This is a genomic window from Actinomadura sp. 3N508 (assembly GCF_044326375.1).
Lineage (GTDB): Bacteria > Actinomycetota > Actinomycetes > Streptosporangiales > Streptosporangiaceae > Spirillospora.
Genome location: NZ_JBIRAX010000005.1, coordinates 171,119 through 186,654 on the forward strand (window position 1 = coordinate 171,119; position 15,536 = coordinate 186,654).

The 15,536-nt window shown below is 74.2% G+C and carries 12 protein-coding genes; 5 read left to right on the forward strand and 7 right to left on the reverse strand.

The window, feature by feature from the left end:
• Positions 1-38 precede the first annotated feature (38 nt).
• Positions 39-2,876 (forward strand): hypothetical protein, encoded by a 2,838-nt coding sequence (locus ACH34S_RS19745; protein WP_395954147.1) that lies wholly within the window; start codon positions 39-41, stop codon positions 2,874-2,876.
• On the opposite strand, the gene ACH34S_RS19750 is transcribed toward ACH34S_RS19745, so the two are convergent.
• Positions 2,877-4,460, reverse strand: coding sequence for an ArnT family glycosyltransferase (locus ACH34S_RS19750; RefSeq protein WP_395954148.1), 1,584 nt, complete (start codon positions 4,458-4,460; stop codon positions 2,877-2,879).
• 7 nt (positions 4,461-4,467) lie between these two features.
• Entirely contained in the window at positions 4,468-6,216 is a 1,749-nt protein-coding gene (locus ACH34S_RS19755; protein WP_395954149.1) for a sulfatase, read from the reverse strand.
• Positions 6,217-6,381: 165 nt separating this feature from the next.
• Here ACH34S_RS19755 and ACH34S_RS19760 point away from each other — a divergent pair, with 165 nt between their 5' ends.
• Positions 6,382-7,005, forward strand: a complete 624-nt coding sequence (locus ACH34S_RS19760; protein WP_395954150.1) for a dihydrofolate reductase family protein — start codon at positions 6,382-6,384, stop codon at positions 7,003-7,005.
• A gap of 251 nt (positions 7,006-7,256) precedes the next feature.
• Positions 7,257-8,153: a class I SAM-dependent methyltransferase gene (locus ACH34S_RS19765; RefSeq protein ID WP_395954151.1), complete on the forward strand. Its 897-nt coding sequence runs from the start codon at positions 7,257-7,259 to the stop codon at positions 8,151-8,153.
• A 23-nt stretch (positions 8,154-8,176) separates the two neighbouring features.
• Here ACH34S_RS19765 and ACH34S_RS19770 read toward each other — a convergent pair whose 3' ends face one another.
• Positions 8,177-8,872, reverse strand: a complete 696-nt coding sequence (locus ACH34S_RS19770; RefSeq protein WP_395954152.1) for a hypothetical protein — start codon at positions 8,870-8,872, stop codon at positions 8,177-8,179.
• Between the two features lie 110 nt (positions 8,873-8,982).
• Positions 8,983-9,435: a hypothetical protein gene (locus ACH34S_RS19775; protein WP_395954153.1), complete on the reverse strand. Its 453-nt coding sequence runs from the start codon at positions 9,433-9,435 to the stop codon at positions 8,983-8,985.
• A gap of 29 nt (positions 9,436-9,464) precedes the next feature.
• Here ACH34S_RS19775 and ACH34S_RS19780 point away from each other — a divergent pair, with 29 nt between their 5' ends.
• Positions 9,465-10,037: a TetR/AcrR family transcriptional regulator gene (locus ACH34S_RS19780; RefSeq protein WP_395954154.1), complete on the forward strand. Its 573-nt coding sequence runs from the start codon at positions 9,465-9,467 to the stop codon at positions 10,035-10,037.
• On the opposite strand, the gene ACH34S_RS19785 is transcribed toward ACH34S_RS19780, so the two are convergent.
• The 3 genes from ACH34S_RS19785 to ACH34S_RS19795 are packed head-to-tail and all read right to left on the reverse strand — an operon-like array spanning position 10,034 to position 14,267.
• Positions 10,034-11,398, reverse strand: a complete 1,365-nt coding sequence (locus ACH34S_RS19785; RefSeq protein ID WP_395954155.1) for an amidase — start codon at positions 11,396-11,398, stop codon at positions 10,034-10,036. The two genes, ACH34S_RS19780 and ACH34S_RS19785, sit on opposite strands and share 4 nt — an antisense overlap.
• A 29-nt stretch (positions 11,399-11,427) precedes the next feature.
• A complete protein-coding gene (locus ACH34S_RS19790; RefSeq protein ID WP_395954156.1) occupies positions 11,428-12,996 on the reverse strand; it encodes an amidohydrolase in 1,569 nt (522 codons plus the stop codon).
• Positions 12,997-13,046: 50 nt separating this feature from the next.
• Entirely contained in the window at positions 13,047-14,267 is a 1,221-nt protein-coding gene (locus ACH34S_RS19795) for a hypothetical protein (RefSeq protein ID WP_395954157.1), read from the reverse strand.
• A gap of 152 nt (positions 14,268-14,419) precedes the next feature.
• Here ACH34S_RS19795 and ACH34S_RS19800 point away from each other — a divergent pair, with 152 nt between their 5' ends.
• Positions 14,420-15,529, forward strand: a complete 1,110-nt coding sequence (locus tag ACH34S_RS19800) for a LacI family DNA-binding transcriptional regulator (RefSeq protein ID WP_395954158.1) — start codon at positions 14,420-14,422, stop codon at positions 15,527-15,529.
• Positions 15,530-15,536: the final 7 nt, after the last annotated feature.

A 15,536-nucleotide genomic window follows, 5' to 3' on the forward strand; every position in this document is an offset into this window, starting at 1 on the left:
CGTTGGCCGGGCCGTGCGGCGCGGGGATGATGGGGCGGGTGAAGATCAGGCTTGCGGGCGGTGTCGTGGCCTCGGGGTCGTGCGCCTGGGCCGCGCGTCCCGGCGGTGCCGTCAAGCTGCCGGACGCCTCGGACGCTCGCCCGGGCGAGCCCGTCGCACTCGGCCCGGACGGCGCCGCCGCCGAGGACGTCGAGCACGCCGTCACCGAGCTGGCGCGGCTCGTCGCGACCGGGGGAGTGGTCGCGGCCGGCGCGGGCGTCGACCTCGGCCGCGGCTTCCGCTCCGCCCGGCTGGACGGCGCGCGCGGCGACCAGCGCGACGCCGTCCTCGCGGCATTGCGCGCCGTCGGCCTCGACAACGCGCGCAGGCTCGGAGACCGCGCCGGATACCTGGTCGCGCTGTTCGGAGCGGCGGTCACGAAACGGGTCGGCGCGGCGGCCGCGCGGGCCGTCGCCGAGGGACGGTGGGCGGCGCTGCACCTGGCGGTCGCGGCCAGCGACGTCCTCGGACCCGAGCAGCTGGAACGCGTCCTCGCCCTGGCGGCGCCCAAGGACGCCGACGTCATCCCCGGCGGCCGGCCATCGGTCCTTGCGGAGCACCTCCGGGAGGTGTTTCGGGGCGTGCCGAAGCCTCGACGGCTCGACCTGATCCTGGATCTGTGGGCGCGGGTGCTGGAGCACCACGAGGGCGTCGCCCGGCGCAACCGGCGGCTGGCGACGCAGAGTAGCCGCGACCGGGTGCCCGACCTGCGCGAACGCCGCACTCACTACGAGGACGAGCGGATCCTGCTGCGGGTGCGGCACGCGCTCGGCGTCGCCGAGCCGTCGCTCGCCGACGCCGCGCGATGGGTGCCGAACGAGCAGTACTGGAGGAGCCGGCTCGAGCGGGTCCGCACCGACGCGCTCGGCGCCACGGCCCTGCTCCGGACGGCCGTGGCGGTCGCCGACCACGGCCTGGAGGACGGCCTGGAACGCTCGGCCGCCGTCATCGCCGCCGCCGCGGCGGAGGTGGACGGCATGCACGCCGCGCACTCGGCGCGACGCGTCCCCGGCCTGACCGGGCTTCCTGCGCGTCCGGCCGCCTACGTGCGCGACATCCACCGCAGGCTTTCCAGCGACAAGCCGCACGACGCGAAGTTCGCCGCCTACGTGCGGCCGCGCCTGTCGTGCGCCCGCGCCTTCGCCCTCGTGATCATCGAGGACGTCGAGAAGGCGATGTGGGACCTGCACGGCCACCATGCCGAGCACCTGCGCCGGTGGGCGGAGTCCGGCCTGCGCGGCTGGCGCGAAGGGGCCGGATACGTCCGCTCGCCCGCCGAGTGGGCCGGGATCCCGCCGTGGACGGGCCCGCTCCTGCGGAACGCGGCGCCGCTCCACGAACGGCTCACGCCCGGACAGGACCCGGCGCCCGTGGAGATGGTCGGCGACCTGCTGTGGTACGCCGACCTGGTCGACTCCCTCGCCCGGCTGCACGGGCACGAGCGGGCGCGGGCCACGCCCGGAACCGGCGCGCCGTGGTTCGAGCACGACCCGGAGCCCGCCGCCGAGCGGCTGGCGCCGCGCCTCGACTCGGTCACCCTCGCCGTGTCCGGCGCGGCGCAGCTCGTCGCGCTCGGCGGCGTCCCGCCGCGCGGCGCCCGCACCTGGCCGGACCTCACCGCGGGGCTGATGGCGGGCACCGCGATAGCCGAGGCGCTGACCGGCGACTTCGCGGTCCCGGCCGCGCTGCTGGAGCGGGACGGGACGGCCGTCCCCGGCGCGGGCGTCCGGTTCAAGGTCGCGCGCAGCGCCCGCGACCTGTCCGAATGGTCGGAGTACATGGGCAACTGCATCGCCGGGCCGCTCTACAGCGACTCCGCCAAGGACGGCCGCAGCGGTCTCGCGGGCCTCTACGACAAGCACGGGCTGCTGGTCGCCAACGCCGAGCTGCTCCCGCTGAAGCCCGCGTCGCGGGGGTGGCGGGTCAGCGAGATCGCGGCGAGGTTCAACGACGAACCGGACGAGGACCTGGCGCGACGGTTCCGCGACTGGGTCGCCGCGATCCCGGGCCCGGCGAAGGACGAGCCCGCCCAGGTCCCGGAGGAGCTGCCGCCCGTCCGGCCCGCGCCCCGGCGGCGCGGCGCCCCGCGTCTCGTCGAGGACGTCGGCCCGAAGCTCGGGCCGCTCGCGGAGCGCGCCTGGCGGGAGACCGGCCCCGAGGTGCTCGGCGTCTTCGCCGCCGTCGCCGCTACTCCGCCGGACGCCGCGCTCGTCCGGCTGCGCCGCCTCGGCGCGGAGCGGCTCACGGGCGCCGTCCGCCGCGCGCTGGAGAGCGGCGCCGTCGATCTCGCCGGGCTGTGGGCCGCGACCGGATGCCGTCCCCTCGGCACGGCCCTCGACGCCCTCGACCCGGCGCTGCGCGGCCGCTTCGACCGGCTCCCGCTGCTGCTCGGCGAGCCGCCGCTCCCGAAGGCGCTGCGCAGGCTCGTCAAGCTCCCCGCCATCGCCGACGCCTACGCCCTCGACCTGGCCGGGCGGCGGACGCGGCAGGCGATCGGCGTCCTGGCCGTCCAGGACGACCCGGCCCTCGCCACCGCCGTCGCACGGCGGACTACCGAGCCGCTCCTCTGCGCGCTCGCCATCGCCGTCACGTGCGCCGCGCCCGGGACCGAACTGGCGACCGTCACCGCTCCGCGGAAGATCGGCGTTCCGGGTTACCCGGCGACCACCCTCAAGGACGAGGACGGTCCGTGGCCGCGCGCCCTTCCCGTCGCCCGCGAGCTCGGCGCCGACACCACGCGGTTCTGGGACGAGATCAAGGCGCACGGCCTGCGCGTCCCCGCGTCCTGGCTGCCGCCCGGCGGCTGGACGGCGCTCTGGGCCCGCGCCCATCGCTGATCAGGGGCGGCGGAAGATCGTGATGGCGTGCCCGACCTCGTCGACCGGCTCGCTCGTCGTGATCAGCGGGGTCAGCCGCGGGTCCGACTTGGCGATCCAGCTGTCGGACACCACCAGCAGCCCGCGCACCCGCCCGGGCGGCACGGCGAGCGGGTCGGACGCGCGGATGCCGTAGTACGACGGCACGCCGCTGCCCTTGTAGGCGAGCCACACCTGCTCGCCCGGGTACCGGTTGCGGAGCCGGTCGGCGAGGCGGCCGAGGTCCTGGCCCCAGTCGGCGTTGGAGTCGTGCAGGCGCAGATGGGTCTTGGACGGGCCGCCGAACGCCTCGTTGGAGTAGGGGAGGTAGAACGGGTACGTCCGCAGCGAGCTGACGGCGACGAACAGCACGAGCGCGCCCGCCACGGCGGGCGTCCACCGCCATCGGAGCGCGGTCACCGCGGCCGCCGCCACCGCCAGGAACATTGGGACTGCGATGGCGTACCGGACGCCGAGATCGCGCGAGCCCGTCATCGCCGCGCCCAGCAGCACGGCTGCGGGCAGGAGCACGTAGGGCGCGGCAGGGCGGAGCCACCGCACCGCGCACAGCGCGATGGTCCCGATCAGCCACAGCGCGAGCATCCCCAGCGGCGTCTTCACCAGCAGCGCGGCCGGAAGGTAGTACCAGCGGGAGCCGACGTAGACCTCGCCGAAAAGGAATCCCGTCCAGCGCAGGTCCTCGAAGCCGAACTGGATGCGCATGCCGTCGCGGAACGGCTCCGGGAAGGGCAGCCAGGCGGCGGCGAGGCCGCGCAGCCCGTCGATGTCCGGAATGTCGCCGGGCGCCGTCCAGCGGAGCCGCGGGTCCACGACCAGGTAGGACGCCCACACGACCGCGACCGCCACCGCGCCGGCCCCGGCCGCCCACGCGAGCCCGTCCACGATGCGGCGGCCGCGCGCGGACCAGACCGAGAGCACCGCCAGGCCCAGCAGCACCGGGACGGCGGGCAGCGCGCTCATCTTCGTGGCGACCGCCGCGCCGAGAGCCGCCCCGGCGAGCGGGAGGCAGAGCCGTGGATGCTCCCGCGCCCGCCACAGCAGCCACGCCGACGTGAGCAGGAACCCGGCCATCGGCACGTCGAGCGTGGCCAGCGACCCGTGCGCGATGACGTCGGGGGAGAACGCGTACAGCGCGAGCGCGACGAGCCCGCCGCCGGGTCCGGTGAGGTCGCGGGCGAAGGCGAAGACGACCAGCCCGAACAGCAGCGTCAGGACGATCACCGGCAGCCGCGCCGCCAGCAGCAGCCCCTGCGCGTCGTTGCCCGACTCGTACAGCAGCCGCCGTCCGGTCGCCTGCTGGTCGCCGCCGGACGCCGGGCCGAGGCGCAGGCCGGTGAGCACCGCCCCGGCGCCGATGATCAACTTGCCGAGGGGCGGATGCTCGGCGTTCGGCTGGAGGTCGTGCTCCGTCAGGTAGATCACACCGGCGGCCACGTACACGGGCTCGTCGATCGTCGGGCTCTGCCGCACGGCCGTGGACACCATCGCGAACGCCATCCCCGCCAGCAGCGCCGCCACGGCGAGGGCGATCACCCACCGTGCCACCCTCGCGTCACCCGCCGAACGCGGTCAGGAACCGGTCGCGGAAGGCGCTCATCGGCCAGACCGGGCCGTCCTTGGCCGGGCGGAGGCCGTCCTCCCAGCCCCAGCCGGAGATCCTGTCCAGGACGGCCCCGTCCTTGGCGACGATCGTGACCGGCACGTCGCGTCCCGCGCCCGGGCCCGTGATCAGCGGCGCGGGCTCGTGGTCGCCGAGGAAGACCAGCACGAGATCGTCGTCGCCGTAGGTCTCCACGTACGAGACGAGCGTGTTCAGCGTGTACTCGATCGACTTGCGGTACTCGGTTCGGACGCGTCCGCCGCTCGGCCACGCCGCGTCGTAGCCCTTGCCCATGCCGGTGAACACCGACCCGTCGCCGACCTGGTCCCATCCCACGAGCCGTGGGATGGACGCCCACGGCGCATGGCTCGACACCAGGGCCGTCTCCGCCATCACCGGCCCCCGGTCCTTCCGGTCGAGCTCGGTGCGCTGCATGACCGACAGCGTGTACTGGTCGGGCATGGTGGCGAAGCTGAAGCGCGGCCCCCGGTACCCGAGGTTGCGGTTGTCGTAGACCTTGTCGTAGCCGAAGAACGACCCTTCCGGCCAGGCGCGCGTGATGGCCGGCATGAGCGCGACCGTCCGGGAGCCCGCGCGGCCGAACGCCTGGTTGAGGGTGAACCGGTCGCTGTTGACGAGCGTCCGGTACCGCTGCGAGTTGTCGACCCGCAGCCCCGACAGCAGCGTCGCGTGCGCGAGCCAGCTTCCGCCGCCCGCCGTCGGCGAGGTGAGCCAGCCGCTCCGCGCGGCGAACCCGGCGTCGCGGAGCCGCCGCGTCCCGGCGTCGAGCACGGCGCCGACCTGCGGCGCGTACTGCGGGTTCTGCACCGCCGTGCGCCCGTAGCTCTCCACGAACGCGAGCACGACGTCCTTGCCGCGCAGGCCCGCCAGCAGCCTGTCGCCGGGAGTGTCGCGGAACGAGTCGACGGCGGCGGCCTTGGCGAACTCCTCCCGGTCGTTCAGGCTGTCCCGGACCTGCCGCGCGTGCTCGTACGCCAGGACGGCGTCGCTCCCGGCCGCGACCGGTACCCCGTCGACGATCCGCACCCCGAACGCCGCGCACACCACCCAGACCACCCCGAGGACGGCCGCCGCCCACCCCGCCTTCCTGCCGTGCCGGACGGCGACGCGGCCGAGCCGCAGCACCGACAGCGCCATGAGCGCGACCACGCCCACGATCAGCACCACGACCGCGATCACGGCACCGATCGCCCCGGCCCGCCCCGCCGACCCCTCGACGAACTCCACGGCCGGACGCAGCAGCGGCCAGTCCAGCACCAGGTCGAACGGCCGGACCAGCACCGCGTCGAAGCCGATGTCCATGACCTTCAGGACGGTCAGCACGCCCAGCAGCCCGCCCGCCGCCAGGGCCACGGGCCGCCGCGCCCGCTCCGGCACCGCGAGGATCAGCGCGACCCCCGCGATCCCCTCCACCGGGACGCGCACGAACGCGGCCGGGGTGAGGTGCGCGAACTCGTCCGGCAGGACGAGCGCGACCAGCACGAACAGGAACGCCGCGAGTGTGCTCGCCCGGGCCGCGACGCGCCGCCACCCGCTCCGCCCGTCCGCCCGCGGACCCGCCGTCCCGGCGTCTCCGGCGGTCTCGTCCCGCTCCGCTTCGTCCCGCTCCACGCGGCTATCGGTGGTCAGCGCGTCCTCCCCAGTCGGCTCCGGCCGCCGCCCGGCGACACCCAGCAGCACGCGCGCCGCGCGGCCGCCGGTTCAACGCTTCCACTGATCACCGGGGCGGGCCATCACCCGGTCCGGAGCGGCACGGCGAAATCTCCCGGCAGAATTTCTCGTGCGGATGTCGAGGACGTGGGCACGGCTCCGACCAACTGATGAGCGGCGCCGAAGGGGCGCCCGATGGGAGGCACCGACATGAGCAAGGTCACCTGCGACATAGGCATCTCCGTGGACGGCTTCGTCGCCGGCCCGAACCAGCGCGTGGACGAGCCGATCGGCGATCGCGGCGAGCTGCTGCACCGCTGGATGTTCGATGAGGCCGAGGCCAAGGCCAACGCCGAGGTCATCGAGTCCATCGTGGACGCGGGCGCGTTCGTCATGGGCCGCAACATGTTCACCGCCGGGCGCGGCGAGTGGGACCTGGACTGGAACGGCTACTGGGGCGAGGAGCCGCCGTACCACGCGCCGGTGTTCGTCCTCACGCACTACCCGCGCGAGCCGGTGCCGATGAAGGGCGGCACGACGTTCCACTTCGTCACCGAGGGGATCGAGGCGGCGCTCGCCCGCGCCCGGGAGGCGGCGGGCGACCGGAACGTCTCGATCTGCGGCGGCGCCCACACGGTGAACCAGTACCTGGCGGCGGGCCTGATCGACGAGCTGCGCCTGCACATCGCGCCGATGGTCCTCGGTGACGGCGTGCGGCTGTTCGAGGGGGTCGGCGACATCGGCCTCGAGCAGACCGCCGTGTCGCACAGCGGCCTCGTCACGCACATCACCTACCAGGTCTCCGCCCCGCGCGGCTGACGCCCCGCCGGCGTGGACCAATGACCCGCATCGCGTACAAGACAGGGGAAGCCACCGGGTTCCCGGACGAGTAGTGCGGCGGTTGCGGATTGCGACATCGTTCTCAGCGCCTATCATGGGCGGCTCCCGGATCCCGTCAATCCGGCAGCGTCGTACAACCCGCCAACGGGGCGCGCGGGCACGGCGAAGGGCAGCGCCGCCACTTCGTCTCCGTCGCTCTCGACCACGATGACGTTGGAGCTGTCACCCGCATGACAAGGCAAGAGACCGCGACCGCCGCGCCCCCCGCCGCCCTCGACGACGTCAAGGGCTGGTTCCCCAAGATCGACCAGATGCTGTTCACCTGGTTCCTGGAGCGCCAGGAGCGCCTCGGGCAGACCGGCGACCTGGTGGAGCTCGGCTCCTACCTCGGCAAGAGCGCGATCCTGATGGGCCGCCACCGCCGCGCGGAGGAGACCTTCACCGTCTGCGACCTCTTCGACTCCGAGGCCCCGGACGACTCCAACCAGGCCGAGATGAACGGCTCGTACGCCAGCCTGACCCGCACCGCCTTCGAGACGAACTACCGCGCCTTCCACGACCGGCTGCCCGAGATCATCCAGGCCCCGACCTCGGTGATCCTGGACCATGTCGAGCCCGCGAGCTGCCGCTTCGTGCACGTCGACGCGTCCCACCTCTACGAGCACGTGACCGGCGACATCGAGGCCGCGCGGGTCATGCTGCCCCCCGGGGGCGTCGTCGTGTGCGACGACTACCGCTCCGAGCACACCCCCGGCGTCGCCGCCGCCGTCTGGGAGGCGGTGGCCGTGAGCGGCCTGCGCCCGATCTGCGTCACCACGCAGAAGCTGTACGGCACCTGGGGCGACGCCGACACGCTGCAGGACGACCTCCTCGGCTGGCTGGGGGAACGTGACAACGTCTGGCACGAGATCCAGCAGGTCGCCGGGCGCCGCCTCATCCGCATCAAGGGCAAGTGGGCGACGTCGAGCGAGGCCCGGCGGCTGAAGGAGCAGCTCGCCGACTCCCAGGACCGGCTCGCCCGTGCCCGCGCCGAGCTCACCGACGTCCGCAACTCGGTCAGCTTCAAGGTCGGCCGGTCGTTCACCGCGCTGCCCAGGGTCGTCCGCCGCCGGAACCCCGGCTCCTGACCCGGCGCCGCCGAGGGCGCGGGCTACTGGTCGGCGAACGAGCAGTCGGGCGGGTTGTCCGGCGGCTGGAAGTCACCGTCCGGCAGCCGCAGCGGCGCGTCCTGCACCGTGTATCCCTTGAGCCATTTCCCGAACGGGCCGGGGCTGTTCTCGCTGAACGGCGCCGGCCCGGTCCCCATCTGCTGGCACTGCGGGTACACGACGCCCCACGAGAAGCCCATCCGGTCGTACTTGTGGCCGCGCGGCGACTGGTAGAACGTCAGGTTCGCGCGCTTCTGGTTCGGCGGGACGGGGCCGTGCGCGTCGTCCTGCCGGATCCCGGACACGACCGCCACCGGCCCGGACGCCATCACGTAGTCGACCTTGATCCAGCCCCAGTGGTGCTTGGACGGCCCGCCGGGAACGTCCGGCGAGTAGTGGTCGAACTTCACCGTCCCGCGCGCGGCGCCCATGACCAGCTTGCCGCCGACGACCTTCCATGGCCCGCCGTGCGCGTCCACGATGAACCGCCGGTACGGGTATTCGGGGTCGCCCGGGTACTTGAGCCACGCGTCCCCGGTCACGTGGGCCTCCCGGGCCGCGTGCGGCGCTCCGGTCTTCGCCGGAGCGCCGTCGTCCGCCGCCGCGCTCGCACCCGCGACCGCGACCGCGCCTACCGCCGTCACGACCGCGCCGAGCGTGGCGAGCCCTGCGGCCAGTGCACGTCCATTCCGCGACATGTGGATCCCCTTCCGCGGACGTCCTTCGCCCGCCCCCACACGTTCGCAGCGGCCCGCCGGGCCGATCTTCCCCCGCGCGGCGGAGTCCACTGGCCCGCGCGAGGGAGATGTCACAGCGCGGCGCGCGACACCTCCCGCTCCAGGTTGTCGAGGACCAGCTCGATCACGACGTCGTGCTGCCGCCGGACGATCAGCGGCCACATCAGCCGGAACATCCCGCCGGTGCGGCCCTTGAGCTCGTGCCGGACGAGCGTGCCCCCGTCGCGCTCGGTCAGGGTGAAGCCGTGCCCCTCGCTGAGCTGCTTGCCGGTGTCGAACCAGAGCTTGCGGCCGGGCTCCACCGTCTGGACGTGGTAGCGCAGCGAGGAGTGCTCGACCGGGGCGCCGGGGGTGAGCCCCTCGGGCAGCCGGAAGGTCCCCTTCCCCTCCGGCCACAGCCTGTCGTCCTCGGAGCCGATCGCGGCGAGCAGCTCCCAGACCCGGTCGGGGTCGGCGCGGACGAAGCGTTCGTGCATGTTGTAGACCATGTTCCGGCCCTTCCATACGGTGGCGTATGTTCCCACCGTACGCCTCCGTATGGAAGGGTGGCAATGTGACCCGACTTACCGCCGACGACTGGGCCGGGGCCGCGCTGGACGCCCTGGCCGCCGGGGGCCTCGCCGCGGTCGCGGTGGAGCCGCTCGCCGTCCGGCTCGGCGCGACGAAGGGCAGCTTTTACTGGCACTTCCGCAACCGCCGCGCCCTGCTGGAGGCCGCGCTCGCGCTCTGGGAGCGCGACACCGAGGCCGTGATCGCCGAGCTGGACGAGATCGCCGACCCCGCGGAGCGGATGCGGACGCTGCTGGAGAGCGCCCTCTCCGATCCCATCGACGCCGCGATCTCCTTCCGCCTGATCAGCGAGGCCGACGACCCCACCGTCGGCGCGGTGGCCCGGCGGGTGAGCGCCCGCCGCCTCGGCTACATGCAGGCGTCGCTGGAGCAGCTCGGCGTCCCGCCCGACCTCGCCCGCCACCGCGTCGTCGCCGGGTACGGCATCTACCTCGGCATCGCCGCCCTCCGCAGGATCGGCGCGGCGGACGAGCCCGCGGCCACGTTCATCGATCAGGCCATGACCGAGATGGGCATCCCCGGCGGCCCGGCGGAACCGGCCCCGCCCAGGCCCTAGCCCAGCGACTCCAGGCCGGCGGCCACCGACAGGAGGCGCTGCTCGTCGTAGTGGCGGCCGATGAGCTGCACCCCGGCGGGACGGCCCGCGGGCGCGGTGCCGGGCGGGACGGAGATCGCCGGGTGCCCGGTGTGGTTGGCGAGGGAGGTCAGCCGGACCATGGCGGCCACGGCGTCCTCGGGACGGCCGTCCAGGTCCACCTCCGTGCGGCCCATCTCGGGCGGGTCGATCGCCATCGTGGGCAGGGCGATGACGTCCACGCCGGTCAGCGCCGCGTCCACCTTGGCGCGCAGGACGGGACGGCCCCGCTGCGCGGTCAGGTACTCCTCGGTGGTGACGGCCGCGCCGGCGGCGATCCCGTCCTTCATCGGGGCGTTGTAGCGGTCCTCGGACGCCCCGAACCGGCGCAGGTGGTAGGCGGCCATCTCGGCGGACAGCACCGGCCAGTGGACGCCCTTGACCTCCTCCTGGCCGGGCAGCTCGATCCGGAGGATCTCGGCGCCCGCGTCGGCCGCGGCGGCGAGCGCGGTGCGGAAGTCCGCGAGCAGGTGCGGGTCGGCGACGCTCAGGTACTCGTCGGACGGGATCCCGATGCGGATCCCGCCCAGCCCGGCCACCGGGCCGGAGCCGTTGCCCCGGAGGGTGGGGCCGGAGCCCGTGACGCCGCTGAGCAGGACGCCGAACATGTCGGCGACGTCCGCGACCGTCCGGCCGATCGGCCCGGCGTGGTCGAGCGACCAGGCCAGCGGGATGATCCCGTCGGTCGGCAGCAGGCCGTAGGTCGGCTTCAGGCCGACGACCGCGCAGCACGCCGCCGGGATCCGGATGCTGCCGCCGGTGTCGGTGCCGATGGCCGCGAAGCACATCCCGGTCCGGACGGCCGCCGCGGAGCCGCCGCTGGAGCCGCCCGCCGTCCGGGTCCGGTCGAACGGGTTGCGGGCGGGGCCGAGCGTGGTGAGCGCGAACTCGTCCATGGAGGTCGTGCCGACGATCACCGCGCCGGCCTCCTTCAGCGCGCTGACCAGCGTCGCGTCGCGGTCGGCGTACTGCCCCGCGAGGACGCGGGAGCCCGCGTCCTGCGGCATCCCGGCCATCGCGACCATGCTCTTCACGGCGATCGGTACCCCGTCGAGGGGGCTCAGCCGCGCCCCGGCCGCGAGCCGCCGCGCCGCCGACTCCGCCTCCTGCCGGGCCCGCTCCGCGCGCAGGTGCGCGAACGCGCGCAGCCCGTCGTCGCCGACGTCGCGCTCGATCGAGTCGAGCGCGGCCTCGACCGCGTCCACCGGGGTGGTCTCCCCGGCGTCGTACTCGGCGCGCAGCTCGCTGATCGTGCGGCCGTCCTCCGGTGCGAAGGCGGACATCGGGACCTCCTAGGTCGTTGTAGTCAGGGTCATCCGGCGTGCCAGACCTGGCGGCCGCCGACCCAGGTGGACAGCACCGGGATCTCCGCCAGCTCCTCCGGCTCGGCGCGCAGCGGGTCCGCGCCGAGCACCGTGAAGTCGGCCAGGCGGCCCACGGCGATCCGGCCCTTGTCGTCCTGCTCGCCGGACGCCACCGCCGAGCCGGCCGTGTAGACCTCCAGCGCCTCGTACGGGGTGAGCCGCTCGTTCTCGCCGAGCACGGTGCCGTCCTGGGCGCGGCGCGTGGTCAGCGACTGCAGCGCGTAGAGCGGCTCCAGCGGCCCGCACGGGTAGTCGGACGAGCCCGCCACCGTGATCCCCGCGTCGCGGAAGGTGCGGTGCGGGCTGATCCGCTCGGCGCGCTCCCGCCCGTAATGGCCGACGAGATTGCGGCCGTGGTAGGAGATGAACGCGCCGAAGGGCACCGGGATCACGCCCAGCGCGCGGATCCGAGCCACCAGCTCCGGATCGACCACCGAGCAGTGCTCGATGCGGTGCGTCTGGCCGGGACGCGGGGGAGTGGCGGCGATCGCCGCGTCCATGGCGTCCAGGACCTTGGAGATCGCGAGGTCGCCGTTGGCGTGCACCGCCAGGCGGCTGCCCGCCGCGTGCACCCGGTGGACGACCTCGGCGATCTCCTCGTCCGGCATGACCTGGATGCCCGCGGTGCGCTCGCCGAGCGCGCCCATGTACGGCGTCCTGCACAGGCAGGTGCCGCCGGAGACCGCGCCGTCGGTCATCATCTTCACGCCGTTGAAGCGCAGCATCGTGTCGCCGAAACCGGTGCGCATGCCGAGCGCCCGCGCGGGCTCGAAGAACTCGTACCAGAGCAGCATCCCGACCCGGGCGGTCAGCGCGTCCACGTCGCGCGCGGCCTGGTAGAGGGCCCAGTCGGCGGGGTGCACCATCGCGTCGGTCACCGAGGTGATGCCGGCGGAGTTCATCCGGGTGAGCATCCGGCGCAGCGACTCGACCCGCGCCTCCATGGTCGGCTGCGGGACGAGCGGCGGCCGCGACCCGTGCCCGAGGTAGCCCTCCATCCAGGCCCGCTCGTACAGGACGCCCGTCAGCCGCCCGCCCTCCCGCACCAGCTCGCCGCCGACCGGGTCGGGCGTGTCCTCGGCGTACCCGGCGGCGGCCAGCGCCCGGGAGTTGGCGACCGCGCCGTGGTACGAGTAGTGGATGATCAGCACCGGGTGCCGGTCGGAGACCTGGTCGAGCAGCGTCCGGTCGACGCTCTTGCCCTCCTCGACGCGGGAGACGTCGAAGTTGTGCCCGACCACCCACTCGCCCTCGGGCGTGACCGCCGCCCGCTCGGCCAGCGCCCGCCGCACCTGCTCGGCGGTCCCCGTCACGGTCGGCGCCAGGTCGACGTAGAGGCCGCCGTCGGCCAGCACCGAGGGGTGGGCGTGCGCGTCGTCGAACCCCGGCAGCAGCACCCCGTCACCGAGGTCGACGTCCTCGGCGCCGGCGAACCGGTCGCGCAGGTCGTGCCGCGCGCCCGCCGCCACGACGCGCTCGCCCAGGACGGCGACCGCCTCCGGCTCGTCGCCGTTCATCGTGATGATCCGTCGCGCCGAGAAGATCCGGGGACGGGGGTCGTGCGGGCTCATACGAGTCCCGCCGAGTCGAGCAGCTTGAGCACGGGCACTCCGATCGTGGTGATGACGGTCATCGACATGACGCTGCCGATGAACGGATGGAAGTCGGCGGGCAGCCGCGCGGCGATCGCGCGGGCGAGCGGCGGCCCGGCGGCGGCTCCGGTGACGGCGGCGAACAGGATCGTCGGCCAGCCGCCCTCCATGACGAGCACGGCCGCCGGGGCGAACGACACGACCGGCACGAACGTCGGGTACCAGCCGTGCCGCCGCCATTGCCCGGCCCACAGCCACACGCCGAGGACGGCGGTGAGGATCTGCGCGGTCAGCAGGTCGGGGAACACCCCGCTGCCGTACGCCGGGCCGGTCGTGTTGACGGCCCAGGCCAGCACCGCCCCGCCGACCAGGCCGAGGGACGCCCATTCGTTGCCGTAGAACTGCGCCTCGCTGAAGTCGGCGAGCGCCCGGCGCGGCAGCCACCACTTCGGCGGCTCGCCGCCGTCGTCGGGCTCGCGGTCGGGCACCGGGTCGGGCTCGGCGTCGACCCCCTCGCCGGGCGGGCCCTCCGGCGGTGGCGGCGGGAGTGTCATCCAGGGCAGCCCCCGGCAGATCAGGAACGCGAGCAGTGCGCCGACCCACATGCCGGTGACGTTCCCGATGACCACCGGAAGATCCAGCGGCGTGCAGAAGTGCTCGACGACGAGAATCGACACCGGGGTCGTCAGCACCGCGCCCAGCCCGGCGGCGGTCAGCGCGACCCGCCAGCCCGCCCCGTACACGAGGACGACCGAGGGCGCCACCGACACGAACGGCACGAACGTCGGCTGCCAGAGGTCGGGCGAGAGCGTCCAGCCCCAGAACAGGTTGGACAGCAGCAGGGAGATCCCGGCCGCCCCCGCCACCCAGGGCCACAGGCCGGTGCCGTAGGAGATGTCGAAGCCCCTGGCCCGCATCCGGCGCCGGGACGCGTAGTGCGCGCCGGCGGCGAACAGCAGCAGCCCGATCCCGCCGAGCGAGGTCTTGTAGAACTGCGCCTCGTTGGTGTCGCCCAGGATCCACAGGACCCATTCGCCGAGCCCGCGCCCCGCCGGGCTCGCCGCCGCGGGCGCCGTGCTCGGCAGCCCGTCCTCGACGGCCCGCAGGACCAGGTTGAGGAGCACCGCGCCGCCGCAGACGAGCAGCAGCTGGGTCACCAGCCGCGACCGGCGCGGTGTGTGCACTTCGGTCGCCATGGTGTGACCTCCCTGGACGGAGCCGGGTACTGTCCTGACCAGCTTGCACAAACGTTTGGCTATAACGTTTGCTCAATGAGAAACTGCTAGCCTGGACGCTGTCAAGAGCCGGTCCCAGGAAATCGGCCGACGAGTGTCGCCGGGGAAAACGGGTGGTCTTGCACGGGGCAAGAGATGAGAGGGCCGCCGATCCGGAGCCGGACGGGCCGGAAGGGTCCGCGGCGGCCACGGCGAGCGCGGGGAGCGGCGGGCGGGCGACGCTGAAGACGATCGCCGAACTCACCGGGCTGCACGTGTCCACGGTGTCCCGGGTGCTCAACGGCACCACCAGCGGCGCGCGGGCGGCGTCGGCCGCGACCGCCGAACGCGTCCGGCAGGTCGCCCTGGAGGTCGGCTACGTGCCCGACATCCAGGCGGCCGGGCTGCGGCGGCAGAGCTCCCGGCTGCTCGGCGTCATGATGGCCCGGCTCACCGACCAGGTGCTCGCCTCGATCTACGAGGGCGTCGAGCGCTCCGCGACCCGGCTCGGCTTCCACACCATGGTCAGCAACTCCTGGGACGACCCCGCCACCCGGCAGGCCCACGTCGCGATGCTGCTGTCCCGCCGCGTCGACGCGATGATCTTCGGCGACGCGCATGTGGACGGGGCCTTCCTCGCCGGCTTCGCCGCGCACGGCGTCCCGTTCGTGCTGGTCAACCGGCGGGCCGGCGACCATCCCTCGGTCACCTGCGACGACCTGGAGGGCGGCCGGCTCGCCGCCGAGCACCTCTACGCGCTCGGGCACCGCCGGGTCGGCGTGGTCGCCGGGCTGCCCTACGCCGCCAACGGCATCGACCGCACGACCGCCTTCACCCGCTACTTCGCCGAACGCGGCCACCCCGTGCCGGGCGACCGCGTCGTGCACGCGAGCTTCGACGCCGCGGGCGGCGCGCTGGCCGCCGAGAAGCTGCTCGACCGGAAGCCGCATCCGTCCGCGATCTTCGCGGTGAGCGACTTCGCCGCCATCGGCGTGCTCGGCGTGCTCCGCGAGCGCGGGCTGCGCGCGGGCCGGGACGTCGCCGTGGTCGGCTTCAACGACGTGCCCATCGCCGCGCAGCTCACGATCCCGCTCAGCAGCGTCCGCAACCCGATGTACGAGGTCGGCGCGCAGGGCGTCGAGCTCCTCGTCCGCATGATGCGCGGCGAGCCGCCCGAGCGGATCACGCTGGCCCCGGAGCTGCGGGTCCGCGAGTCGAGCGCGTCCCCCTACACCGGCGCCTGAGCGCTGG